The 23,708-nt window shown below is 56.3% G+C and carries 19 protein-coding genes and 2 pseudogenes; 7 read left to right on the top strand and 14 right to left on the bottom strand.

Annotated features, from left to right (window positions below):
• The first annotated feature begins 485 nt into the window (after nt 1-485).
• Nucleotides 486-1,463 carry a hypothetical protein gene (locus HGP31_RS19495; RefSeq protein WP_168758484.1) on the top strand — a complete coding sequence of 326 codons (978 nt, stop codon included), beginning with the start codon at nt 486-488 and terminating at the stop codon, nt 1,461-1,463.
• Between the two features lie 10 nt (nt 1,464-1,473).
• On the opposite strand, the gene HGP31_RS19490 is transcribed toward HGP31_RS19495, so the two are convergent.
• Nucleotides 1,474-2,433: a DNA-binding protein gene (locus HGP31_RS19490; protein WP_168758483.1), complete on the bottom strand. Its 960-nt coding sequence runs from the start codon at nt 2,431-2,433 to the stop codon at nt 1,474-1,476.
• 202 nt (nt 2,434-2,635) lie between these two features.
• Between HGP31_RS19490 and HGP31_RS19485 the strand changes: the two genes are divergently transcribed.
• Both HGP31_RS19485 and HGP31_RS19480 read left to right on the top strand, forming a co-directional pair.
• Complete coding sequence (locus HGP31_RS19485; RefSeq protein ID WP_168758482.1) at nt 2,636-3,520, top strand: site-specific integrase; 885 nt, start codon at nt 2,636-2,638, stop codon at nt 3,518-3,520.
• Nucleotides 3,521-3,736: 216 nt separating this feature from the next.
• The gene (locus HGP31_RS19480) at nt 3,737-4,648 is read left to right on the top strand and encodes a DUF4238 domain-containing protein (protein ID WP_168758481.1); all 912 of its coding nucleotides are present in this window, start codon (nt 3,737-3,739) and stop codon (nt 4,646-4,648) included.
• 670 nt (nt 4,649-5,318) lie between these two features.
• Here the strand turns inward: HGP31_RS19480 and HGP31_RS19475 are convergent.
• The 7 genes from HGP31_RS19475 to HGP31_RS19445 form a co-directional block, all read right to left on the bottom strand.
• Nucleotides 5,319-6,155 (bottom strand): macro domain-containing protein, encoded by an 837-nt coding sequence (locus HGP31_RS19475; RefSeq protein WP_240963494.1) that lies wholly within the window; start codon nt 6,153-6,155, stop codon nt 5,319-5,321.
• Nucleotides 6,156-6,188: 33 nt separating this feature from the next.
• Nucleotides 6,189-6,752 (bottom strand): TIR domain-containing protein, encoded by a 564-nt coding sequence (locus HGP31_RS19470; protein WP_057715159.1) that lies wholly within the window; start codon nt 6,750-6,752, stop codon nt 6,189-6,191.
• Between the two features lie 241 nt (nt 6,753-6,993).
• Nucleotides 6,994-7,773 (bottom strand): E2 domain-associated cysteine-rich protein, encoded by a 780-nt coding sequence (locus tag HGP31_RS19465; RefSeq protein WP_168758479.1) that lies wholly within the window; start codon nt 7,771-7,773, stop codon nt 6,994-6,996.
• A complete protein-coding gene (pycC, locus tag HGP31_RS19460; protein WP_168758478.1) occupies nt 7,770-9,320 on the bottom strand; it encodes a Pycsar phage resistance system uridylate cyclase PycC in 1,551 nt (516 codons plus the stop codon). Before pycC (HGP31_RS19460) ends, HGP31_RS19465 begins: the two co-directional genes overlap by 4 nt.
• 73 nt (nt 9,321-9,393) lie before the next feature.
• Nucleotides 9,394-10,314 (bottom strand): TIR domain-containing protein, encoded by a 921-nt coding sequence (locus HGP31_RS19455; RefSeq protein WP_168758477.1) that lies wholly within the window; start codon nt 10,312-10,314, stop codon nt 9,394-9,396.
• A 402-nt stretch (nt 10,315-10,716) separates the two neighbouring features.
• The gene (gene pycC, locus HGP31_RS19450) at nt 10,717-11,406 is read right to left on the bottom strand and encodes a Pycsar phage resistance system uridylate cyclase PycC (RefSeq protein ID WP_168758476.1); all 690 of its coding nucleotides are present in this window, start codon (nt 11,404-11,406) and stop codon (nt 10,717-10,719) included.
• 264 nt (nt 11,407-11,670) lie between these two features.
• Nucleotides 11,671-12,147 carry a hypothetical protein gene (locus HGP31_RS19445; RefSeq protein ID WP_168758475.1) on the bottom strand — a complete coding sequence of 159 codons (477 nt, stop codon included), beginning with the start codon at nt 12,145-12,147 and terminating at the stop codon, nt 11,671-11,673.
• A 590-nt stretch (nt 12,148-12,737) separates the two neighbouring features.
• Here HGP31_RS19445 and HGP31_RS19440 point away from each other — a divergent pair.
• A pseudogene (locus HGP31_RS19440) lies at nt 12,738-13,637 on the top strand (amidohydrolase); the annotation flags it as partial.
• 35 nt (nt 13,638-13,672) lie between these two features.
• Nucleotides 13,673-13,849 (top strand): annotated as a pseudogene (locus tag HGP31_RS19435) (transposase); the annotation flags it as partial.
• Nucleotides 13,850-13,877: 28 nt separating this feature from the next.
• On the opposite strand, the gene HGP31_RS19430 reads toward HGP31_RS19435, so the two are convergent.
• Both HGP31_RS19430 and HGP31_RS19425 read right to left on the bottom strand, forming a co-directional pair.
• Nucleotides 13,878-15,269 carry an aspartate aminotransferase family protein gene (locus HGP31_RS19430; RefSeq protein ID WP_168758474.1) on the bottom strand — a complete coding sequence of 464 codons (1,392 nt, stop codon included), beginning with the start codon at nt 15,267-15,269 and terminating at the stop codon, nt 13,878-13,880.
• Between the two features lie 36 nt (nt 15,270-15,305).
• Nucleotides 15,306-16,187: a phytanoyl-CoA dioxygenase family protein gene (locus HGP31_RS19425; protein ID WP_168758473.1), complete on the bottom strand. Its 882-nt coding sequence runs from the start codon at nt 16,185-16,187 to the stop codon at nt 15,306-15,308.
• 252 nt (nt 16,188-16,439) lie between these two features.
• On the opposite strand from HGP31_RS19425, the gene HGP31_RS19420 reads away from it, so the two are divergent.
• Both HGP31_RS19420 and HGP31_RS19415 read left to right on the top strand, forming a co-directional pair.
• On the top strand, nt 16,440-17,333 hold the full coding sequence (locus tag HGP31_RS19420) for an alpha/beta hydrolase (RefSeq protein WP_168758472.1): 894 nt from the start codon (nt 16,440-16,442) through the stop codon (nt 17,331-17,333).
• Nucleotides 17,334-17,363: 30 nt separating this feature from the next.
• Nucleotides 17,364-18,689, top strand: a complete 1,326-nt coding sequence (locus HGP31_RS19415; RefSeq protein WP_168758471.1) for an aspartate aminotransferase family protein — start codon at nt 17,364-17,366, stop codon at nt 18,687-18,689.
• Nucleotides 18,690-18,874: 185 nt separating this feature from the next.
• On the opposite strand, the gene HGP31_RS19410 is transcribed toward HGP31_RS19415, so the two are convergent.
• From HGP31_RS19410 to HGP31_RS19395, 4 genes are all read right to left on the bottom strand, one after another.
• On the bottom strand, nt 18,875-19,672 hold the full coding sequence (locus HGP31_RS19410) for an SDR family NAD(P)-dependent oxidoreductase (RefSeq protein WP_168758470.1): 798 nt from the start codon (nt 19,670-19,672) through the stop codon (nt 18,875-18,877).
• Between the two features lie 167 nt (nt 19,673-19,839).
• Nucleotides 19,840-20,826: an alpha/beta hydrolase gene (locus HGP31_RS19405; RefSeq protein ID WP_168758469.1), complete on the bottom strand. Its 987-nt coding sequence runs from the start codon at nt 20,824-20,826 to the stop codon at nt 19,840-19,842.
• Nucleotides 20,823-22,313 (bottom strand): flavin-containing monooxygenase, encoded by a 1,491-nt coding sequence (locus HGP31_RS19400; RefSeq protein WP_205896179.1) that lies wholly within the window; start codon nt 22,311-22,313, stop codon nt 20,823-20,825. Before HGP31_RS19400 ends, HGP31_RS19405 begins: the two co-directional genes overlap by 4 nt.
• Nucleotides 22,314-22,352: 39 nt before the next feature.
• Nucleotides 22,353-23,516, bottom strand: a complete 1,164-nt coding sequence (locus HGP31_RS19395) for an iron-containing alcohol dehydrogenase (RefSeq protein WP_168758468.1) — start codon at nt 23,514-23,516, stop codon at nt 22,353-22,355.
• Nucleotides 23,517-23,708 lie beyond the last annotated feature (192 nt).

Below are 23,708 nucleotides of genomic sequence, written 5' to 3'. Positions count from 1 at the left end.
GCGGATGCCATTGAGCAATCGGGGTCATTGGTGCGTACATGGGCGGATTACGGGGGTGCTGTCGATAGGAATACATATTCATGTCCTCCAGACGACCCAACGGATTTGCCGGATCGGGCGGATAATTTATCCCGGTACATACTGCGAATCTATCGACTAAAACGGCGCAAAATAGTGCATAGACATACTGTATTTCTCCAATTTATCAATAACTTACGAGAATAAAACTTTGACACTACCCTGCACCAACCAGTCTGCTGGCCGTCTAGTTGGAAGGCGCCCAGATCCATTCATAGACGCGGCCTATGCTTGCGGAAAATCAGTAAGTTAGCGAAAAAAAAGTTTGTGCATGACGACTCGCGATGCCCTGAATCGCTACCGCCTAAAATGTTTTCTTTAAGGCGTGCCGAGGCTGGGTGGCGGCGATTACATAGCGTTCTATAGTTATTTGCCGGGGCTACTGCTGGGGGACGGGAGGTAACAAAGTGTCGACACTTTGTCGCAAATCAATCCGTCGCTGCCGTAACCGGTTTGTCGGCGCCCAACTCTATCGGCTCGTCGGAGCCCGTTCTCGCAACGAATTCGCCAGCCTCTGCGATCGGCTTGATCGTCCTCATCATTACGTGGTTCCCAGCGGCGTCGGGGTGGAGGCGGTGCACCAAACCAACCCGAAGTGGCTGAGGTTGCTGGATCAGGGCATTCAGCTCCACGCGAACTGCCTGAACCGTTTGTGCAGCGTGTTTCCAGAGATCCTGGCAGTCATCAATGACCCTTTGTGGGAGATCTTGAGTTGGGACAGCGACGATCGGGAGGCGCCAGCGACCTACCTGGAGCAACTCCGGCCGCATTGCCGCGCATTGACGAGTTCCACCTACCGGTGCCGCATCAATGCGGGGATGATAGCGGCGCTGGGTGTTCCTGATTGGACGTACTTGGCGATGCCGCTGGCCCTGCTGCGCTGCTCGACCCGTCGCGCCCCTCAACGACGCTGGTTGCAGGAACATTTCAGCTATTACTTCGCGGCGGCGTCCTTGTCGCCGACGTACCATCGTTGCTTTCCCGATCTGTGGGCGCTGATTGATCAGTGGCTGCGAGCGGGGGGGCTCTGCACCGACCTTTCCCGGATCATATGGCCGGCCAGTGCCAAAACCTTCGAGTTTCAGCAAGTGGCCCTACGACAGGCGCGCGAGGGACTGATAGATTGCGGCTGGCTGCCAGCAGCCGATCGACCTTCGCGTTGCGACTTGGCGATGCTCTGGTGCATCCACATAGGGGGGACCCAGCTCTATGAAAAGCTCGTGCTCAGCCAAAGTCGGGGCGTTCGGCGCTGTCCAGCGCTGCTTCGCCAACGGATGAGGGCACTGGACCCGCGGCTCGATGTGATCATCATGCCACGTCGCACGAACCTGCCCAACAGCCTCGCGCCTGCGCCAACGGCGGGTCTCGGCGGCCGGATTGACTGAGCAATCAGGCTTAGGCGCTAGGGGAGGCCGTTGCTTCCAGGAGTCGTTGTAGATAGATGATCTGGCGCTGCTCGTTGCGAATAGAGTGGGCGTCTCCCCGCTGCTTGATAAGGGCTGCGCGCAGTCGGCTGCGTAGATCGGCTTGCTCGGCCTGCCACTGTACCTGCGCCTCTTGATGATTTTTCGCCAGTTGCTTCCACGCGGCGTTGGCCTGGCGATATTCCTGTGCGTCGGTCAGCATCTGTCGGGCTGCCAGCCGGGATTCGGTGATCAGCCGCTCATTGTCACGGTTGAGCTGGGCGATTTCTTCCTGCTTTTGCAACAGGGTCGATTGCAGTGTCCGTTGTTCCTTGATCAGTTGCTGCATTTGCTGGTCGTAGCGCTCGAGGTCCTGCTCGCGTTGTGCACGCTGCTGCTCGCGATAGTGATCCAGCGAAGCCTTCAAATGTTCGCAGCGCTCGTTGAGCGATTGGACCAGCAGATCCCGCTGGCTGAGCGCCTGCTGCAAGTCGACGAGTTCCTGTTGTCGAGCATCATAAATCCCCTGCAAATCATTTGAACGGGTTTGCAGTTGGTGTTCGCGGGTACGGTACTCCACCAACTGGCTATCCAACCGACGCACCTGTTCCTGCAACGCGTCGATCAGTTCTCGCTGCTGTGCCTGTGCCTGCGCATGTCGACGCCAGGCGTCGTCAACCCGCGTCTGCTCCGCGCTGACGGCGCGTCGGGCTTGGTCCTCAACACGCTCGGCTACACTTGCCACGAGGTGCGCCAGTTCGTCGTTGAGGGTCACCGGTGCTGTCGACGCTGCGGGGGCACTGAGCTCTTTGAGGTAGCGGAGGATGGTGCTTTTGGAGCCGGTATTGCCCAGCTCTACGCGCACCGCATCAATGCTGGGACGAATGCCGCGGGCGATCAGTGCTTCGCGCGCATCCCGCACCAAGGCCTTGTTAATGCCACCGCGTGCCATGACCGGTCTCCTACTATTTCGTAGCGTATTACGAAGTATGTAAGTACACCCGTACAAATGTCCTCTGGTGAATGACGGCAGATGACGAACTGACGTTCGTGAATACGGAATTCTCAAACGTGAGCGGGATTTTGGGGGATTTTCGGCTTATCAGTGGTATGCGAGGAGGGTGTTTGGCGTGACGGCCCCAGTGGATCGGTACTTGAAGGCGGCGCGACGGGCGAGTACGCAACGTCGCTACCTCAGTGCGCTTGAGCATTTTGAAGGGACCTGGCAGGGGTTATTGCCCGCTTCCAGCGAAAGTGTCGCGCGTTATCTGGCGACCTATGCTGAGCAGCTATCCAGTTCTACCCTGCATACTCACTTGGCCGCCTTGGCCCAGTGGCATAAGCGCCATGGATTTGTGGATCCGACCAAAGAGCCGCGGGTGCGTGATGTGCTGCGCGGGATTCGCGCGGAACATCCCCAGCCGGTAAAACGGGCAGAGGCGCTGCAACTGCAGGCGCTGGAGGACTGCGTCGCCGGATTACATGGGCAGGCCACCTCCACTGTTGCCGCAGAGCGACTGCGCGCTTGTCGGGACCAGGCGCTCATCTTGCTCGGTTTCTGGCGGGCGTTTCGCAGCGACGATCTGTGCCAGCTACGCGTCGAGCACATTAAAGTCGAAACGGGCGCAAGCTTGGAAATCTTCCTCGTCAGTGACAAAACCGATCGTGATCATCAAGGACGGACAGTCATGGTGCCCGCGCTGAAGCGTCTGTGTCCGGTGGCGGCGTACGAGGCCTGGTTGGCGGCCAGCGGTCTGCAGCAAGGACCAGTGTTCCGGGCCATTGACCGTTGGGGGCATGTCAGTGCAGAGGGACTGAATGCGAACAGTATGTCGCGGCTTTTACGTATGGCTTTTGCCCGCAATGGCCTGGATGGGGAAGGTTACAGTGGGCATTCGCTGCGCCGCGGTTTTGCTACCTGGGCCAATCGTAACGAGTGGGGGGCTAAGGCCTTGATGGATTATGTCGGTTGGCGAGACGTTCATTCAGCGATGCGCTATATCGACACGACCGCACCTTTTGGCAAATGGCGACGCTAAGTGCCGATGGATTATGTCGGTTAGCTAGGGGCGCAGCCGGCATGGCGGTCCATCGACAGCAACGTCCCGTTCGGAAAGTGACATCGGTAAGCAGTGCCCTGCCTAATATCCGTCCACCCGAGATGAACGTTTTCGCTCTCGTTGGCTGAGGCGAGGCGAAGTATATTAGCGTCGAGAGTCTTGCATCGGATTTAGACACTTGGAGCGTTTCACGGCATGTCGAATCCCCCACGCAATCACCATTTCATCCCTCAGCATTTCCTGAAAGCTTGGCAGCATGCGAGTGGAAAAGTTTTCCGTTATCGTCGCTTACTTCACAGCGGGGTAATGGAGATCAAGCCGGTCTCCATCAAACACACGGCTTCTATCGAAGATCTGTATCGTATCGACTTTCCCGATGGCGGCTTTGAGGTCGAAACCAGCCACATCACTCCGCTGATTGATGAGACCGGTCACAAGATCATCGAAAAGGCACGGGGAAGTCTCGTCCAGGATTGGGGGTTGTCTGATCGCCGACAGCTGGCGAATACCTTGACGTTACTGGAGGCTCGACACCCTGCGGTGCTCAAAGTCATGGATGTTCGTTCGGAACTGGACCTCTTGCGCCAGAGAATGAAAGCCGAACGGCGCTTCTCGCAGGAGTCGATTGATGAGGTCATCCATTATTTTCAGGCAAGCGACTCACTCGGCGTGGTTTCGTTGGTCTTGCTCACCCAAAACGAGATCCTACCCTTGCTTGAGCAACCGTTTTCGGACGGCTTGGTCCAGGCGAACCTGCGCGAGTATAGCCATGAGCGCTTGAGCTTGCTCTGCTCGGATTATCCGACCTCCCGCTGGGGCGATTACTTGAAGGAGTTGTTGTTCATCATTGCCATCAGTCCGCACAAGGCCTTGGTCTTTTCCAACAGCTCCAATATCGCAGTGTTTGATCTATTGAAGCCGCCTGCGCGGGCTCGGCTGATTAACCTTTATACCTTGGGTAAAGCGCAGACCGCGTACTACTGTGATGATGCGCAAGGTGACTTTGTCAGCGCTCATCTCGGCTGGGCACTGACCCGCCCGACTCTTGCCGAGCAGCGTCAGTACGTCGTGGATTTTTTGAAGGCAGAAGATGCCTGGCATCGTTAGTGATATTCAGGGTGCATCTGTTCCGAGATGCACCCCAACTCGTTAAGGGGGATGGCTTACTGGGTTAGTCCGCCGAGGGCCGCGTCGCCGCTGTTGGGTGCAGGCGCTCGAGCAGCGGTGTGATTAGCTGCTTTGGAGAGGGAATCGGTTCGCCGATCTGCCTTGGCTCGGCGCCATTCTCCTGTGTACGAACGGTGAATATGACACTTTTATCCGCTTGAGCCATGGCAAACACGGCAAATCCATTTTCCAACGGGGGGATGACCTAGCCGGGCCTGACCCCGGGTAAAGCGGCGCTGGGCAGAAATCACTTTTTAAGGCAATGATCCGGACCAGGGTATAAAGCCGTGGTTGAACAACCTGATCGCGGTTTTGCGCGCCCTCGGCGAGTTGGAGCGCTTGAGTTCGCTGCTGGAAGACGTCAGGCCCAGTCCTATACAAATCATACGTATGGAAGGCGAGAAGCGTCAGCGCGCATCTGGTCGCCGAAGTGCGCAGGGTGAGTCCAAGGAGGCTGGCTCGAGCGCAGGCAAACACAGTGATTGGTGATTGCCGAGTTCACATCGCCTGAGAAACAGCGCGCCCTTCACATTGCCAAGGGCGCTCATCAATTCCTATTTCCGATCCTCAACTGCTTGGCAAAGGAGGCGGCGGCCGTTGACGGTCACATTTATAAGCCGTTTTTCGCCGATTTTATGTCCAGAAGATTGATGGTCTTGATCTTGTCTGGGTGGATCACGATCGTCAGTTTGGCAGGGTACTTAAATCGCATTTCACTGATCCGGAATGTCCATAACATGATTTTAAGCAAGTCTTCATCACTGATGTTTTTGTGCTCTTTGATTCGCGTAATGCCTGACCCGAAAATGGGAGTGGAGACGCTTTGTTGAGCGTACACTTTATTAATTTTATCCCAGAAGTTGATCAGAAACTCCAGGTACTCGGGCATGGTCAGAATTGCCCGATTTTGATCATCAAACTTTGAAAAGGCTGTGAGTATGAAATCATCGTAGACACAGAGTGTGCCAATTTTATATTTTTGCAGTTTTCCAACTCGTCTGGCAGTGTTTAAATCACCCAGTTCGTCATGGTCAAAAGAGTACGATTCTAGGTAGTGATCGAGTTTGGCAAGCGTGCCCGGCAGGTGTAAGTTAATAAACGCCCCATTTAAGGAGTGAGCCGATATGATGCGATCATCGACGATGGTGTCAAAGTACTCGTTGAATGCAATGACTTTTAGTCCTGGCTCCAAAAATAAGTCGCCTGCCTTCACCGTGACTTTGCTGCCTTCAATGTCTAAATCCACGCTTTTGAGCTGATTCGCTCTGTGCCACAACCAGACGTAAACTACAATTAATAGGCCGATAAAAATAGCGCCCGCCAATGCCTTCATCTGTGAAGGGATTTCCACGAAAATCAATGCAAGGGACAATACGGTGCTGGTGGTGGAAATCCGTTCCTTAAAGTTTTTCATCAACTGACTGTCAAAAAAACGAACCTTGCGCAAGCTATTCTCCTTGTTGTATGGGTGTGTCATTTGTTATGCGGAATAGCGGTAGACATCCGGTTGGGTCTTGGAAGCAAGCGAAAAGTCTGAGTTGGTCAGTGCGCTTACTATGGTTTCTTGGTTGAGCGGTATGTGTAAAGTCGGCACCTTGGACATCAGTCTTCTAAAAGTCGGAAGCCTGTTCCACAATTTTTTAACATCCTCAGATAAGACGCCATTCAGCAGTAAAGACCCTTTTGTTTTAAATTCTGGGTAAACAACAATGACGGGGAGGCCTTGGTTTTCGATCCCGTATTCAATTTCCTCATTCAGAGCAACTGAACTAAAAGTAGCGCTGCTTAAAAACAATACAATATTTTTTGAGGACTGCAGGCGTTCGCGCAATCTTGGTTTTAACGTTCTTTCCCAATCACTGCCGTCCCTTACGCTATAGGTTTTCGCGTGGGAATCGATGAAAGGAAAGGATGGATCTTTGGCCTTCCAAGCCCTCAGCATGTTGTAGTAAACGAAGTCTTTGGTGGCATGGGCAGCCAGTGAACTTTCGTGGAAGGGCTCAGCCACATAGAACGCGCAATAGTTACCATTTCGGTATGCCATCGTTGCTCCTTGAGGTATTGGCTCGTGCAGGGATCGCGCTTAGTCGGGATATCGGCACATTGCCATTATCAGGGTTGGAAAGGCAAATCGGCTCTGGCGGTGGGGCTATTTAGCGTGGTTCCTTTCATTAATATAGTCATACGTTTGTTACCCTGCGGAGAAGGCCGCCCATGTTGCCAACCAGCACCCCCCAGAACACGATTTCTGGGCATAGCCGACCTGGAAGCTCTTCAGCACCTCGTCAAGGTGTTGGTGAAAGAGGGCAGTTATCGCAGGAGCCACAGCAGCTCCGATCCTGCATGCTTTGCCAATAGCGATCCTCTTCGCTCTGCCAATCACGTAGCGCAAAAGCCAGTTCAACGGCTTGTTTGGCGTGCGGTCCGCACCGACGTAATGTCTTCGGACGCCTAAGCCCAGCGGTCCCGCAAAAGCAGCGCTGCTTCAGATTGATTACTCGCCTGTAAGACTCCCACACGCTATAGACGTGAACGCCGCGAACCCTGATCTCCAGGATGGCCCGACCTTTCGATCGTCGACGTTGCAGTGCAATCTGATTCTGTTCAAGCGCTGCCGAAAATTCACCATTTAGGGCTTTAGCAGCCGTCGATGCGCGAATCTGGTGATGGGCGGCGTTCCCATGGGCCCAGACCTCGTTGTTGGGCCATTTGCGCTGAACCCGGGCCCGTTCTTGAAGCTTGAGGAATCTGTAGAGTGTTTCCAGCCAAGCCACAGCCGATACTTCGTCAGTCACGGTCAAGCGACTGGCCGCTGGGTAATACAGACAGAACGTGCCGTCATAGTTGATGTGGCGTTCAGGGCAAAAGGACGGTAGATGAGTGGGCTGTTCCTCTTGAACGTAAACCGATTCATCGCTCCGTTGAAGGCGCAATTTGTACTGCAAAACCCTGCCGTCGACGAAGCGGATCGGCAATTCCAGAAGCGCCGAAAAGTCTGAGTGAACTGTGCAAACGCCCCCGAAATCGGGGGCGAATTGTGCAATCAGATTAAGTGCGGTGATCAAGAGTTACCTGACTCGCCGGCAGTGGTGATCGCGTAAGGACGAACTTCACGGTTATCCGCGAGAATGATCGCCGGAGCACCAGCATACGCTTCCGTACGTGCCTGTTTGGCTGACTCATCACCCTTGTCGGCCAGCGCCTCAGTGGCTTCGTTATAATCCAGGTTGGCAATCTTGCGAGTCTTGCCAAACAGATCTTTCACGGCGTCAGTCGCGGCTTCATAAGCCGCTTGCCCAATCGCCGTCTCGACACCAGAACAGGCACACTGGCGATTTTCAGATTCGATCACTTTACGCCCTATCGCGCAGCGAACGCGGTCTCCTTGCCTGCCCAGGCGAGTTACCGAAATGGGGCCGATGTCAAAGCCTATCGCGAGACCCAGTTCACCCGTTTCATAATCCTTTGCATTCAAACGCTCGATTGCCAGGTTGAAGCTGCTGCGTAGTGCGCCGGCTAAGCGGGTTGATTCGGAGATCGTTGTTGGTTCGTCCGTGGTGTGGGCAGTACCATCACACGACAGCGCCTGCACACAGTCACCAATGAAGCGGACTCGCCGCCCCTGAAAGTCAGACGTAACCACACGCTCGAGTTCTGCGCGTATTACATGCAGCGTACGGACGACGTCCTCGGCGTTGTCGTCGATATGTTCCGCGACATAGGCCGTGAAGCCGTCGATATCGGCATAAAGGCTCACCATTTCTTGGCGTTTAGAGTTGGCGGGTGTCAGCGTGCTGATGTCCATGTCGCACAGTGGCGGTGTCTGGCGGATAAACTGGTAGCCGCCAATGGGATTGTTCTTCAGGTCCTCGCGCCATTCCTCGACGATTTCGTCGGCAGTGACGTCCAATTTGGCGGCGTCCTGGCAATCCTTGATTTCTTCATTCGTCAACGCAGCTTTTTCGGGCGCGTCTTTCTCAGTCAAGCCGATTGCCATACGGGCAGCATTGGTAAGGTAGATGCCTTTGGCGCTGTTGTTGCTGGCCAGTTTTGCTGCGTGATTAGCCGGGTCGCCTAGGAATAGCGGTTCACGATTTCCCTTGCGGCCGTTATTAACTGCCAGGGCGAGGCCGGTATCAATGCCGATTCGCAGCTTCGCGGCAGGAATTTGCTCATCATCGTCACCTGTCTGGGCAAGCACATCGATCATGAGTTTGGCCGTCGCGACCGCCCGCTGCACACGCTTCAGTTCGGCATCGGTATCGCTGTTGTAAGGTTTGGTGAACAACGAATGTAGCCGTTGGCTGTGGAAGTCTACCCGTCGAGCGTCAACCCGATCGAGAATGCGCTTGACTGCTCGGTAATGCTGATCGAGGAATCGTAGCGTGCGTTTATGGCAGTCAGTGCCCTCGACATGCGTGATGTTGAGCATGTCCTCTAGGTTCTGGATATCCGCGTACATGTGGACACCGTCGACCCGGTAGGCCACGTTCGTCGGGATCGACTCCAAGGACATGTCGCGGACGTAGTCTTTGACGGTGATGTCTTTCACATCAGCAATTTTCTTATCGATATGTTCGACTGCGCGGTTGTGGCTCCAACTCTTGCTCACTGAACTCTCCTATCCTGAGGGACGCATAACTTGGCATGGTGCAAGGCAGTAATTTGCTGATGATGAATTGGTTTTATCGCGGACCTAGGTCGTTGAAAATTTCCCGCAAAGAGGTGCAGACAGGCCCCAGCTTGGCTGGTTCTTTGTCTGCGGCGGGGCGGTAGGTGATGGTGGTGAGACCTTTCAGATCTGAAGGAAGGCGAACTTCGTCGCCCCTGGGCTCCACCAGAATCGAGCGCATGCGGCCAAGTCGACCGACGAACATGCCGAGTTCAAAAATCACATTGTCACGTGGCGCGCCTTGCGATTGTCCACGGCTTGTCACTTCATCATCCGGCTGGGCGATTGCGATCGCAAAATCGCTTTCGTCCAGCTGTTCTTCCAGACTTTCAATGGTGTACTTCGACGCGCGAAACGTACCTTCGGTCCAGATTTTGACAAAGAACGCGTCATGCTCGAGCTGACGTTCGATTTCGCGTGCAATCGGCAACGCCTCTTTGGACGAGATGATGAACACGCGGGCTGATTTGTGGGAGGGTCGCACCAAAGCGTTGCGTTGATGCAGCCGTTCAACCAGTTCACGGGTGACGTGTTGCCAAATGCGGGGGAAAGCGTTTGCTGCGGCTTTAAAGTCGGGTGCTGAAACCTTCAATACGACCGAAGATTCTGTCGCGACGACGGTCGCTGAACGTTTCGCCGTCACCACCAATGCCGACATTTCCCCGACGTGCTCTCCTTGCCCACGGATTGCCACTTCCCGATCGTGGACTTTGATTTTGAGTTGCCCCGTGATGATAAAAAAAACGTCGGTATCGTGGCCTCCCTGCTCTATGAGAACCTGATCTTGCTTTAGCTCCATCAAGGAGCCAGCCTCAGCCAGAAGTTTGGCCAGCGCTTCATTGCCGAGGACCAATTTCTGCTCTAGCAAAACCTCTTCAAGGGCTGGCCGGCCCGCAGCGCCTTCAAAGCGCTCAATCATTTTTTCCGTAGACATTTATCGACAAGCCCCGCGGGGGTTAAGGGTCTCTCCAGCAAATGGGGGCGTGCCGAAAAAGTTCAATGGGATCCAAAAAAGATAAATGCCGTCGAGGGTGCGGGTAGCGGAGCAGGAGTTTTTCTGATCCAACACGCTGTCGAATGGGCCGTCTGTGGGCTGGCGGGGCGTTCTTCAGCTCAGAAACTTTCTGGCGTACATTCCTGACCGAATCGAGCGTGGAGGGCGTGCGACCTTTTGCCGAAAAGATGAAGGGGTTGATGACCAGTCCAAGACGGGTGGTGCTGGGGACCTGAGGCTTAGCGACAAATGTAACGTTGTGTTGATGGTCGCGGCGCGGGCGGCAGACGATTTTGTAGTGCTTGTTAAGTCATGTTCCGCCCTTCAGGGGTGATGATAAATCTACACCCTCCATTTCCAGGTGGAGGAATACGTCCAAATGCCCATTTCCGTCCAATACTCGCGAACCCACATGTCCGTACCATTGGTTTGTTTCAAGTCTGATGCCAACCTTTCATAGACGTCCTCGGTAATACGACTCGGCTTGTTGGCCAGATTAGTGAGTTTTGCGGCATAATTTGCTGCACGGCCCACCCAAACCAAGTCGTTGTCACCTCGCACTCCAATTCGTGCTGTTTTCAACTGACTGGTGTCGATGCCTACAACATGCTTTAAGACAAAATCTGTAGCCCATCCCTTTGAGATGGCGGGTTGAATAATGTCTTGAACGGCGAAATTGATCTTTAAAGCGCATCGGGCCGCGGAAGTGTTTTTATAATCACCCGTGAAGATTCCCATCACGCGATCGCCATCGTACGCGGTGATGACACCACCCTCATTTTTGATTATGTCTGAAGCACATTTGAGGAAGGTTTTATAGATTTCGGTGCTGAACTCCCATTTCTTGGTGTTCACCATGTCTGTAGACCCGTCCAGGTCTGCATACAACACGGTCGCTGAGTCCAGATCTTTTGCATGGTTTGAGTTCAGCCGCAGATCTGCTGGGTTAGGAACCCCAGTCGTCTCTTGAACCTCCCAGGCGGCTGTGAAGGTTTCGTCGACCCATTTTTTCAGGTCTTCAGCTAGTGCCATTTTCTCTTCCTTGTTGGTTAGCACGGTAAAAAAAAACAAGATTGCGGCACTGGCTGCAGGTAACGCCTCTCGCAGCGGCCGCTTGCGACCGAATGAGCACCGCTAACGGATCATTGTAGTGTTGGCGGTATCCACTTGGTAAGCCAAGGCATCGTCAATGAAACGAGCTGCAAAAGCCTTCGTTGTTTAGATGAAGTACATCGTCAGGTACCGACAAAAATGGTAAATGCCGTTGATTGAGGTCTGAGATCAATTGCTTCAGGGTCACAGGCCATATTCCATTTCTGAGATGAAGGCATCAAATTTTGGCTCGTGCTCAATGGATTCATAAATATGGTTGAGCACGAACAGTGCCGCAGCCATGAGTTCAGTGTCCCTCCGGTTGTCATGCCGTTTATCACCGTGGAATAGATTGTTCCGGGCGATTTTTATGCAATCAAGCAACTCTCGCAATGTGGACGGCGTGGTGGGTGTGCCGGACCATTGGACGCCTTCACCAGTGTCGGCCACCAATCGATCCGGCGGAGCGTCGAAATAAATGGCCACCTCGGGTGCCGCGTGCAAGCGGGGAAAAATATCCGCTGGAAGATCGTTAGCGAATTTGGTCCATGCCGCATCAGCGCTGTCACGCCGCCGAAAACCTCCCTTTTTCATCGCGTATTCAAAGCGGGAAAAAACGGCGAACAGATCATAGGCTGCCTGTGAAACGCGGCTGCGAAAGTAGTCTTGCAACTGGATCATGTTGATAAGCACACAGGAAGGGGTGGCAAAGGATAATGGCAGACGCGCGCCGTTCTGCCCAATAAGGCCAAAGTCAGCAGCTCAACGTGAAAATGCCCTGTTCGATAAGTCGACTCATGTGCTCGCGCATGAAGCTCACGCGTGGGTTGTGCAGGGCTGCCTTGTCCCAGGTCAAAAAGAAAGTGTTCTCTGGCGGCGGTAAGGGAAAAGCGTGGCGCGACTGATGAATTTACATCTCAAGGGCCACCTGCCAAGGGATAGGTGCGCCTGCACGAAGAAAAAAACCTCAAACTAACCCAATAACAGAGGAGCAAAGGTCAACGAAGAGCCGACAAACCACTCAATGTGGTGAGTAGGTTCTCGTACTCGGCGACGCCGATATCTTTCTGGATTTCTGCGTAGTCAAGATTTGCCCGCAGACGTCCTCCGTTGAAGATCGGAATGCTGATCTGTGATGGTAAACGAGGACGCTACGCTGTCATGCTCCTCTTCTGCAAAGTACTCGCGCACCGCGGTTAGCACTTCTTCGTTGCGTTCAGAGCTGGCGTTTTCTGGAAGCTGAACTTGAACAACGAACACACCCTGGTCTTCATGCCAGTCAGATCGCCGGCCGCATGCATGCCTGCGGTCACGACGGCCACACCGCGATCTTGCTCGCAGCCGCTTATCGCCTGGCGACCGGCGCCGACTTCAATGGCACCCTTAATCTGATTTTCCAGCCCGACGAGGAGGGGTTGTGCGGGGCCAAGGCGATGATCGACGACGGCCTGTTCCAGCGTTTTCCGTGCGATGCGATTTTTGCCCTGCACAACATGCCCGGCGCACCTGTGGGCACGGTCGTGGTTCAGGCGGGACCGACCATGGCGTCGTCCGAACGGGTGCAGCTGAGCATTACCGGCAAAGGGGGACACGGTGCCATGCCCGAACTGGCGGTCGATCCGGTGCCCGTGGTGGCCAGCTTGATCAACGCGATCCAGACCATCAAGTCGCGTAACCTGGGCCCTGAGGAATACGCGGTGATCAGCATCGGCATGCTCCAGGCCGGCAGCGTCTACAACATCATTCCCGATGAGGTCAGCATGCTGGTCAGTGTGCGCACCGACACCCCGCAGACCCAGCAGAAAATCAACCAGCGCCTGGAGCAGATTGTCCGCGGCCACGAGCAATCATTCGGCGTCCGCATCGACTTGAAAATCACCCAACTGGCGCCAGCGCTGATCAACGATGGGGCCGAGACGCAACGGGTGCGCCAGAGTCTGGAGCCGCTGTTCGAACCTGGCTGCTTGCACAGCCGCGGGCCCAAGGTCATGGGCACTGAGGATTTTGCCTGGATGCTCGGCGAAGTGCCGGGCTGTTACTTCATGCTGGGCAACGGCGAGGGCGAGTTTCATGGCTGCTCCGTGCATAACCCGCACTATGACTTCAACGACGAGTTGATCCGCTTGGGTTCTGATTGCTGGGTCAAGCTGGTGGAGGATTTCCTTGTTTAGGTTACATCGTTAGCCATCATCCATTTCAGTGCTTTCGCCACGAGCGCAATCAGGTCGAAAAGTTGTTTGACAACCTCAAGCGCATCCAGAAATTGGATCGTTTGCGACTACGTGGCTTAAGTGACGCGACCGATGAATTCACGCTAGCCGCCGCGGGGCAGAACTTGCGACGGCTGGCAAAATTTACTTCTCAAGGGCAGCTACCGGTCTGAAAAACGGCAAGTCGCGTGCGGTGTTGAGTCAGTTGTTGGGGATGCTGACTTGAAGGGCTCGATAGAAATGAGTTTCGTCGAGCGAACGTACAAATCGCTCCAGTAATACATCGATTTCCACCGCATTGATAATCAACGGCGGACATAGCGCGATCGTGTCCCCAATACCTCGCACGATCAGGCCATTGGCCTGAGCTCTGGCCATAAAGTACTTTCCCAACTTCCCGACGAAATCCCAAGGACTCTTGTTACCTTTGTCGGCGACCAGTTCGACGCCAGCAATCAACCCACAACCGCGTACTTCTCCCACCAGAGGATGTAATGCCAGTGATTCAAGTCCAGCATGCAGACGTGCGCCCATTTGCGCGGCGTGTTCCACCAGTTTGTCTTCTTCGATGATTCTTACATTTTCAAGCGCTACAGCCGTCGCAACCGGATGTCCGCTCCCGGTAAAGCCGGTTCCCAAAACACCCAGGGCACGACTCTGATCAGCAATGCCTTGATAGAGGTCGTCATTGATCATTACCGCAGCAATCGGCTGATAAGACGAAGATAGCTGCTTTGAAAGAACCATCGCATCCGGAACGATTGCGAATGTCTCGCAGCCAAAAAGCTTGCCCGTGCGACCAAACCCGCAGATCACTTCATCGGCTACGATCAACACCTCGTGACGGCGACAGACTTTCTGGATTTTTTCCCAATAGGTGTTTGGGGGAACGATGACGCCACCGGCTCCCATGAGAGGTTCGGCGACGAAGGCGGCGATGGTTTCTGGACCTTCTCGATTGATGAGGTCTTCCAGCTCTTCTGCGAGGCGGCTGGCAAATTGCTCCTCGGTTTCCCCCGGTAGCGCGTAGCGATAGAAATGCGGGGTACTGACGTGCAGAAAACCAGGGAGTGGCAAATCAAAACCGTTGTGGACAGTGGCCAGTCCAGTGAGACTCGCGCTTAGGCCCGTCACGCCATGGTAACCCCCGAGGCGGCTGATGAACTTCTTGCGCCTGGGCTGGCCGATAGCGTTGTTGCGGTACCAGATGAGTTTGACCAGCACGTCGTTGGCTTCCGAGCCTGAATTGGTGAAGTACACCTTGCTCATCGGCACAGGCGCCAGTGCAATCAGTTTCTCGGCCAGAGAGATGCTGGAGGGGTGCGATTTATGGCTGAAGGTGTGGTAGAACGGCAGCGTTTGCAATTGACGATGGGCTGCGGCGACCAGCCTTTGTTCGCTGAAGCCCAGCGCCGTACTCCACAATCCGGCCATGCCCTCCAGGTAACGATTACCCTGGTTGTCGATGACATAAACCCCGTCGCCGCGCTCGATGATCAATGGCCCTTTCTCCTGGTGCGCACGCGCATCGGTGTAGGAGTGGAGGTGAAAATCGATATCGTTTTGAGCCCACGATTCTGTCGAGTGCGGCATGCACGGGTCCTTTACAAGCGGTAGGTGAAATAGCAGTCAGTCGTCCAGTTCGAGCACCTTGGCCAGCTCAACGTAGTCCAGGCTCCACAAGGTGCCACCGCCCAATTTCTGGTTATGCATGGACCGGAAACCGGTCAGTTGCTGACCGCGTTTGCTAAGGGTTCGGGCCATTTCCAGTGGAACGGCGAACGGGTAGGCCTCTTCAGGTACCAGCCAGCCGGGGCAGAAGGCCAGGGCCAGTGCACGGCGTGGACGATCCGAGACGTTGGCGCCGCCACCGTGGACCATTTTTCCGGAGTAGAGAATGGCGTCGCCTTTTTCCATGACGGCTGGAATGGTCGGTGTGCTGTCGATACGCTCGCGATCATTGAAATCGGGCCAGGCATGGCTGCCCGGGATGATGCGCGTGGCACCCATTTCTTCGGTGTATTCCGAGAGCGCCACCAAACAGTTGCACATCACTTCTGGCCCAGCTGGGCCAAGGTTGCGAAACACCGGGTAGTTTTCCAGATCGCGGTGTAGGAACTGCTGCTTCTCACCAGGCTGGATTTCGATGATTTGCGCAGCGTTCATCCAATAGGCGTCACTGGTGTCCAGCATCAGTGTGTCGACATACGACAGCATGATTTCGTGGTCGAGCATCTCTTCGCGGAAAGTCTTGCTGCGGCGAATCAATTGGGTGATGCGTTTGGTTTTCTTGCCGGCGAATTCTTTCATCCATTCAGGACCGTCATAGCCTGCCGCCCAGTTGGAGACAATTGGGTCCATGTCGGCATTGAATCGCTCGACCTGCGCTTTGAACAGGCCCTTGATGATCACACCGCCGTCTTCGTCGATGATGCGCTTGACGATCTCAGGTGCTGTGCCAGCGGGTACTTCTCTGATTTTTGCAGGGGCTTGGATTTCAGTCGCGAGCATGATGTTCTCCGGTCGGTAGAAACTGTATGTGCTCCTGGTGTCCCGCGGAGCATGACCAGATCATAGGTATCACCGCCGGCGGCCAACAGGTGGCTGCCGGCCAAATTTCCGCACTTCTGCGGCCAGTTCTGCGCTTGGCTTTCAACCACAGAAGTTTGGCCACTGTGCACCTGTGCACCCACGGCGTTGCGATTCACCATCTCCCCCCAGTGGCCGAATTTACGGCTGGTAATTGATTGGCAGGAGACCCTCATGCGTGCAGATATCAGCTTCAAGACAACCGATGGCCTGACGCTCAAGGGCTGGCTCTTTACTCCACAGAACGGGGCTGGCTCGCATCCGGCGATTGTCATGGCGCACGGCTTTACGGCGGTGAAGGAACAGTACCTGGACCGCTATGCCGAGACGTTTGCCAGAAAAGGTTTTGCGGTGCTGGTTTACGACAACCGCAACTTCGGCGCCAGCGAAGGGCTGCCTCGCCAAGAGGCCGATCCGATGTTGCAGGTTCGCGACTACCGCGATGCAATTACTTACGTCAGCGGCCTCGACAACATTGACGCTTCGCGGATCGGTATCTGGGGTTCCAGCTACAGCGGCGGCCATGTACTGCAAGTGGCAGCCTTCGACCGTCGGGTCAAGTGCGTGTCCGCGCAGGTGCCAGCCATCAGTGGCTCCGCCGATGTGCGCATGGCCGTACGCCCGGACCTGATGCCCGGGTTGGTGGAGGCTTTCGAGGCCGACCGCGCGGCGCGTTATGCCGGTGATCATCCGCTGCTGATGGAAGTGGTCAATGAAGACCCGAAGTCTGACTGCGCATTGCCAGGCCAGGATTCCTACGACTACTTCATTGACAGCCACCGCAGCGTGGCACCGGCCTGGCGCAATGAGGTCACGCTCAAGAGTATCGAATTGCTCAACGAGTACGAACCGGCTTACGCGATTGACCGTATCAGCCCCACACCCTTGCAAATCATCGTCGCCCAGAAAGACACCGTCACTGTTCCTGACCTCGCGCTCAAGGCCTATGAGCGTGCGTTGCAGCCCAAGCATCTGGTGCTGCTCGACTGCGGTCACTTCGACCCATACCTGAGCGAATTCGAAGCCTCAAGTTCAGCCGCCGTCGAATGGTTCAAGCGTCACCTCTGATCAAGCCTACTGCCTTTGAAGGAAACACCTATGTCCGCTGCAAAATGGCCAGAAACCCACAGCCAATCCAAAGCCCTGTATGACCGCGCCAGTCAGGTCATGCCGGGTGGTATCACTCGAATCCTTCCGTGGCAGGAACCTTTCCCTGTGTACGCCGGTAGCGGTTCAGGGGCTTATGTCACCGATGTCGACGGCACGCGCCGGCTGGACCTGCTGAACAACTTCGCTTCGCTGATCCACGGTCATGCTCACCCGGCGATCGTCGCGGCGATCCAGGAGCAGGTGACCAAAGGCACAGCGTTTACGCTGCCGACCGAGCCTGAAGTCGCACTGGCCGAAACAATCTGCGCCCGCGCCGAAGGCTTCGAATGGATTCGCTTCTCCAATTCCGGTTCCGAAGCGGTGATGTGCGCGATCAAGGCGGCTCGCGCAATCACCGGGCGCTCTAAAATCGTCAAGGCGGAGGGGGTTTACCACGGCTCTTACGATTATGCCGAAGTCAGCCTCGACTCATCGCCGGAAAACTGGGGTGAAGACCCCCAGTCCATCGGCTATTCGAAGGGCACCCCTGAAGGCGTCAAGAACGACGTCGTGGTCATTCCCTTCAACGACGTAGAGGCAGCCGAACGTATCATCCTGGCCCACCGCGATGCGATCGCGGCGATCATCATCGATCCGGCGCCCAGCTACTTCGGTTTTGTGCCAGTGTCCCAGGCTTTCGTTGAAATGATCCGCCGGGTTTCGACCGAAATCGGCGCTGTGTTCATTCTCGATGAAGTCATCACCTTCCGCGTGCACAGCGGCGGGGCGCAAACCCGCTTTAACATCAAACCGGATCTGACCGTACTGGCGAAAATCATCGGTGGCGGATTCCCGGTCGGGGCGGTAGCGGGCTCGCGCAAGTTCATGCAAGTGTTCGACCACCGCGAGGGCAAGCCGCTGTTGCCATGGAGTGGGACCTTCACCGCGAACCCGATCACCATGACGGCCGGCAAAATCGCCCTGGACCTGTATACCCAGGCCGAATCCGATCGTATGGACGTGCTCGGCGACCGCTTGCGCGCAGGGTTGACCCAAGCGTTTGCCAATGCTGATTTCCCTGGCCAGGTGACCGGCTTCTCGTCGATGTTCATGGTGTTTGGTCATCAGCGTGAGGTGCAGGACTACCGCTCCGGTTACTCCAGCAAGGAGGAAATGAAGTGGGTGACCGCGCTGCAACGCAATCTGGTGCTGGAGGGCTATCACATTGCCAAGACCGGCAAGGCGTTCCTTTCGACGGTCATGACCGAAGAGGACGTCGATGGCTTTATTGCAGCCACGGAACGCGCGGCAATATTGGCGGTTGCACGACGCTGATGGCATAGACAGGTCACGGGTTTGAAAAAGGGGGGGCTCCACTGAGTGGATGCCCCCCTTTTTTCATCGTCGCATACTCACCTGAAAAGACGTAATTTACCCAGCGTATGGTGTGCTGTCCGGCCGTGCAAAAAAAGGAGGCGCCCAGTGGGCGCCTCCTTTGCTCTCTACAGTGGCCGCCTCAATCACTGAGCTGTGTAGGCACCATCAACGGTCAGCAGTGAACCGGTCATCCACTGAGCGTCTTCCGAGGCAAGGAAGGTTACGGCCTTGGAAACGTCTTCAACGTTGCCGATACGCGGCCAGGGCGTCAGGTTTTCCAGCAGTGTCTTGATCTCGGGGTTGTCCAGTTCCTGGCGAACCATGGCTGTGGCGAGGAACCCCGGGCAAACGGCATTGACGTTGATCTTGTGTTGCGCAAAGTCGACGGCCAACTGCCGGGTCAGATTGTTCACGGCGCCTTTGGAGGCGCAGTAGGACGCCTCTTGCGCCAGGCCAACCAACCCGCCGATGGACGAGATGTTGACGATCTTGCCGCGAGTGCCAGTGTCACTGACCTCCTGTTTCATCATTTGGGTAATCGCGAACTTGCACCCCAGCCAAGTGCCCTTGGTGTTGACGTTCATGGTCAGGTCGTAATCGGCCTCGGTTTCTTCAACGATGGTCTTGAGCTCAACCGCGACGCCAGCGTTGTTGATCATGATGTCCAGGCGGCCAAAACGTCTCACGGCTTCCTGAACCAGATTGTCCATGTCGGCGTACTTGGAGACATCGGCCTTGACGAAAATCGCCTCACCGCCGTTCTGGCAAATCAGGTCGTCGGTGTCGATGTGCAGGTCTTTTTCAAAGCCTTCCGGGCGGGCACTTTTGGAGAGATCCGAGCACACCAGATGAGCACCTTCCGCAGCGAGCGCCAGGGCGATTGCGCGGCCGTTGCCTGAGCTCGAACCGGTCACAATGGCTACTTTATTATTGAATCGCATTGAATCGCCTCCATCGGCTAAAACTGTCGTCAGGTGAGGGGTTGTCCCTCGGTTTTTCAGCTGCAGGGGGAGTGTATGAAGCGCCCGAGGGCTAAAACAGGTTCAAAAAGGACAGGCCGTTGCTGTTTGTGTACCCCGGAATCCTTACGGCTTCCGAGGTTGCACGTTCAACAGTTGGTGTTGAGTTTGCGGGCAATAAATTCAGCCGCCTGCTCGAGCAACTGGCGGCCGGTTTCTATTTTTCCGGCGCTGGTCAGTACACCGTGAGCATGCCCTGGCAAGTGGTGATGAGCCACCTCGGAGCCGGCGCGGGCGGCGGCGCTGGCGTAAGCGATGCCCTCATCAGCTAGCGGGTCATGGCCCACGGTCACGATGAACAGGGGCGGTTGCTTGCGGCCCTCGGCATGCAGCAGGGGAGATAGGCGCGCATCGCGCCAGTCTTGATCCTCAGTAGTGTATTGATCCCTGAACCAGTGCATTGATCGGGCTGTCAGGGGAAAGCCGCAGGTGATGCGCTGATACGACGGCTGGCTGGCGGTCAGATCGGTGACCGGATAAAACAGCACCTGCCCCTTGAACGTCATGCCCAGTGCCTGGCATGCGGGGTCGTTGGCCAGCACGGTGGCCATGTTCCCACCCGCGCTATCACCCCCAATCAACGCCCGCCTGGGGTCGACCTTAAGCACTGACGCCTGGGTGGTGATGTACTGGATGGCTGCAAAGCAATCATCCAGCGGCACTGGAAAACGGTGCTCCGGCGCGAGGCGGTATTGCACTGCGATGACCGTCGCGCAAGATTGATTGGCCAGCGCACGGCAGATGCTGTCGTGGCTGTCCAGGTTGCCAATCACCCAGCCACCACCATGGATAAAGACCATCACGGGCGTCACCACGTCCGCTGGCACGCCAATGGGGCGATACAGGCGCAGACTTGCCATACCGTCAGTCACTGGGTAATCCAGCGTGCGGATGTCCGCGACGACCTCCGGTTTCAGGCCATTGCTGGCGCAAGCCTTGAGATAGTTCGCTCGCGCCTGCTCCGGCGTTACGTCCTGGAAAGATACTTCGCCACTGACCCTGAAGGCCCTGATCAGGTCAACTGCGTCAGCGGCGATCTGATACAGCGGAACAGGCTCAGCTATCGATCTGTTCATGAATACACAGACTCCCTGGCAACCAACAGACGATAATCATCCACCTTCCAGTCCGCGGCCAGTGCCCGGTACTCGTCAACGGTGCCCGACCAGTTGTTGATGACCTTGCCGGCGGCATTTTTGTACCAGCTGGAGCAGTCGGAGGAGAACGCCGACGACTGCATGTTGGTTTGCAGCGAATCGTTGTAGGCGTTGAAGGTGTCGGGCTTGACGTCGATTGCGGTGCGCGGATGTTCGCCGAGCCCTTTGACGGCCTGGATAATGTAGCGCTGCTGGATCTCGAGCATGGTAATAATCGAGTTGTGGTTCAGGTTGGTGTTGGGCCCGTAAATCATGAACATGTTCGGGAAGCCCGGCACCGTCATGCCCAGGTAGGCTTCGGCACCTTGTGCCCAGCGATCGTGCAGGGTCTGGCCGCGGGTTCCGGTCACCTGCAGATCACCATGGAAAGCCTGGCTTTCAAAGCCGGTGCCGAAGATCACACTGTCCAGTTCGTGCAGCGTGCCGTTTTTGTCGATGATGCCTTCGGGGACGAACCGGTCGACGGCAGCCGTTTCCAGTGTCACGTTGCTGCGCATCAGCGCCGGGTAATAGTCATCGGAGCGCAGGATTCGTTTGCAGGCGAACTCGTAGTCCGGGGTCAGCTTGGCGCGAAGCGCTTCATCCGACACTTGCGCCGCCAAGTGGCCGGTGGCCATTTTGATGCCTTCCTGCTGTGCGTCGGTACCGTGACGGGTGCGTGCGAAGCCGTTTTCGCGAAAGGCGTGCAGGGTGCGCCGACTTTCTTCGTACAGCTGCGGTTGCGCGCTATAAGCATCCAGTTGCTCCCGAGAGAAGACCATCTGGTTGCGCGGCATGATCCAGTTGGCGCTGCGTTGGAATACTGTCAAATGGCTCGCCTGCTTCGCCACCTCCGGCACGTACTGCACGGCACTGGCCGCTGCGCCAATACTGGCGACTTTCTTGCCGGTGAGGTCCAGGCCCTCTGGCCATTGGGCCGAGTGGAATGCGTGGCCGGCAAAGGTCTCCAGGCCCTTGAACGCCGGGATGGCCGGCTTGTTCAGTTGACCCCAGGCCGGGACGAAAAAACGCCCCTGCAAACGCCGACCGTCGGCGAGTTCGAAAGCCCAGCGGTTAGCCTGTTCGTCCCAGTGAGCCTGGCTCAGCTCGCTGTTGAGTTTGACGTGTTTCATCAAGTCATAACGAGCGGCCATGGCGTCCATGTAACGCAGCAGTTCATCGCGGTCTGCATACATCTTGCTGACGCGAAGGTGCGGGTAAAAACTGTAGCAGTACAAGTGTGACTCGGTATCGCAGGCGGCTCCGGGGTAGGCGTTATCGCGCCATACCCCGCCAATGCGCGCGCCGCGCTCCAGGATGATGAAGTTGTCGATGCCTTGCATTTTCAGCTGGGCACCCATGCCCAGGCCGCCGAAGCCCGCGCCGAGAATGACGATGTCGTAGGAAGTTTGTGCTGTGTTCAACATGGATCGATTCCTCGTGAATAGGGACGATAAGGGGGCTGGTCAGAAGGCTTTTCGGTAAAGAGCCAAGGCGTCCGCCTCGCGCACTTCGACGGGGTTGTTCATCAACAGGCGCTCCTGCTTCATGGCGTCATGGGCCAGTAGTGCCAGACTGTCTTCGCGGACGTTGACGTCGCGCAGGCGACGCGGCGCACCGGAGCGGTTCATCAGGTCTTCCATGAATTCGACGAAGCGGGCCGCACGGGCAGTGACCGTCGCGTTGCTTGCACCCAGCAACACGTCAGCCAGTTCCGCGTACAGCGGCGCTGCGGCACTCAGGTTGAAGCGCAATACCGGCCCCAGCATCAGCGCATTGGAAAGCCCGTGGGGGATGTGGTAATGGCCGCCCAGCGGATACGCCAGTGCATGCACTGCGGCGACCGGGGCATTGGCAAACGCTTGGCCCGCGAGCGTCGCGCCGAGCAGCATTGCCTCGCGGGCCAGGCGATTCTTGCCGTCTTCGCAGGCTGCGATCAGGTTGCGCGTCAACAGCCTCAAGGCCTCGCGGGCGAGGGCATCCGATACCGGGTTCTTTCGATGCCGGCTGGTGTAGGCCTCGATGGCGTGCACCATCGCATCGATACCGGTGGCGGCGGTGATCAGCGGTGGCAGGCCGGTGGTCAGCTCGGCGTCGAGGATGACCTTGTCGGCATACAGCTGGTTGGATACGACGCCCATTTTGGTCGTCTCACCTGTGGTCAGAATGGTGATGTTGGTCACCTCCGAGCCGGTACCCGCCGTGGTCGGAATTTGCACCAATGGCAAGCGGGTGCCCTTGACCTTGCCGATGCCATAAAGCTCGGCCAGCACCTGGTTGGAGGGGATCAGCACGGCGGCCAGTTTGGCAATGTCCATCGACGAACCGCCGCCCAGGCCCAGCACCAGGTCGACGTTTGCGGCTTTGGCCTGACCTACGCAGTCGTACAGCACTGCTTCAGGTGGGTCGGCAACCACGTCGTCGAACACGCTGACCGCAAAGCCGGCCTCAACCAGTGAAGCCTTGGCCGCGTCGAGCAGGCCTGCGGTATGGAGGAATTTATCGGTGACGATCAGCAGATTGCGCCGCTCGGTCCAGTTTCCCAGGATTTCGCCCAGGCGACGCGCGGCGCCCCACTCGGCGACGATCGAGGCAACGGTGTCAAAGGTGAAGGGTTTGAAGATGCTCATGAGTCCGGATTCCTCACAGGAGTGGGTTCGTAGTCGATGGCCCATTTAAGAGCACCAGCTTCTGGCGAGCTTCAACCTGAAGGTGGAATTTGCCTTTGGACAGGGTGGAGAAAGAGGGTTGGTCAAGGGCGGGGCGCAGAAATTTGTCCACCTTGAACCTGTTGCAATTCCACCCTGGGGTTGAAGATCGGA

The sequence above is a fragment of the Pseudomonas umsongensis genome, assembly GCF_012647205.1.
Taxonomy (GTDB): Bacteria; Pseudomonadota; Gammaproteobacteria; order Pseudomonadales; family Pseudomonadaceae; genus Aquipseudomonas; species Aquipseudomonas umsongensis.
The sequence above is the reverse complement of the archived record's forward strand: the minus strand, read 5'-3'. Positions and strand labels throughout refer to the sequence as shown.

Excerpts from the sequence above, each read along its gene's own strand:
- HGP31_RS19490 (WP_168758483.1), bottom strand. The coding sequence starts at position 2,433 with ATGGCACGCGGTGGCATTAACAAGGCCTTGGTGCGGGATGCGCGCGAA.
- HGP31_RS19480 (WP_168758481.1), top strand. The coding sequence starts at position 3,737 with ATGTCGAATCCCCCACGCAATCACCATTTCATCCCTCAGCATTTCCTG.
- HGP31_RS19470 (WP_057715159.1), bottom strand. The coding sequence starts at position 6,752 with ATGGCATACCGAAATGGTAACTATTGCGCGTTCTATGTGGCTGAGCCC.
- HGP31_RS19455 (WP_168758477.1), bottom strand. The coding sequence starts at position 10,314 with ATGTCTACGGAAAAAATGATTGAGCGCTTTGAAGGCGCTGCGGGCCGG.
- pycC (WP_168758476.1), bottom strand. The coding sequence starts at position 11,406 with ATGGCACTAGCTGAAGACCTGAAAAAATGGGTCGACGAAACCTTCACA.
- HGP31_RS19445 (WP_168758475.1), bottom strand. The coding sequence starts at position 12,147 with ATGATCCAGTTGCAAGACTACTTTCGCAGCCGCGTTTCACAGGCAGCC.
- HGP31_RS19430 (WP_168758474.1), bottom strand. The coding sequence starts at position 15,269 with ATGCCGCACTCGACAGAATCGTGGGCTCAAAACGATATCGATTTTCAC.
- HGP31_RS19425 (WP_168758473.1), bottom strand. The coding sequence starts at position 16,187 with ATGCTCGCGACTGAAATCCAAGCCCCTGCAAAAATCAGAGAAGTACCC.
- HGP31_RS19420 (WP_168758472.1), top strand. The coding sequence starts at position 16,440 with ATGCGTGCAGATATCAGCTTCAAGACAACCGATGGCCTGACGCTCAAG.
- HGP31_RS19415 (WP_168758471.1), top strand. The coding sequence starts at position 17,364 with ATGTCCGCTGCAAAATGGCCAGAAACCCACAGCCAATCCAAAGCCCTG.
- HGP31_RS19410 (WP_168758470.1), bottom strand. The coding sequence starts at position 19,672 with ATGCGATTCAATAATAAAGTAGCCATTGTGACCGGTTCGAGCTCAGGC.
- HGP31_RS19405 (WP_168758469.1), bottom strand. The coding sequence starts at position 20,826 with ATGAACAGATCGATAGCTGAGCCTGTTCCGCTGTATCAGATCGCCGCT.
- HGP31_RS19400 (WP_205896179.1), bottom strand. The coding sequence starts at position 22,313 with ATGTTGAACACAGCACAAACTTCCTACGACATCGTCATTCTCGGCGCG.
- HGP31_RS19395 (WP_168758468.1), bottom strand. The coding sequence starts at position 23,516 with ATGAGCATCTTCAAACCCTTCACCTTTGACACCGTTGCCTCGATCGTC.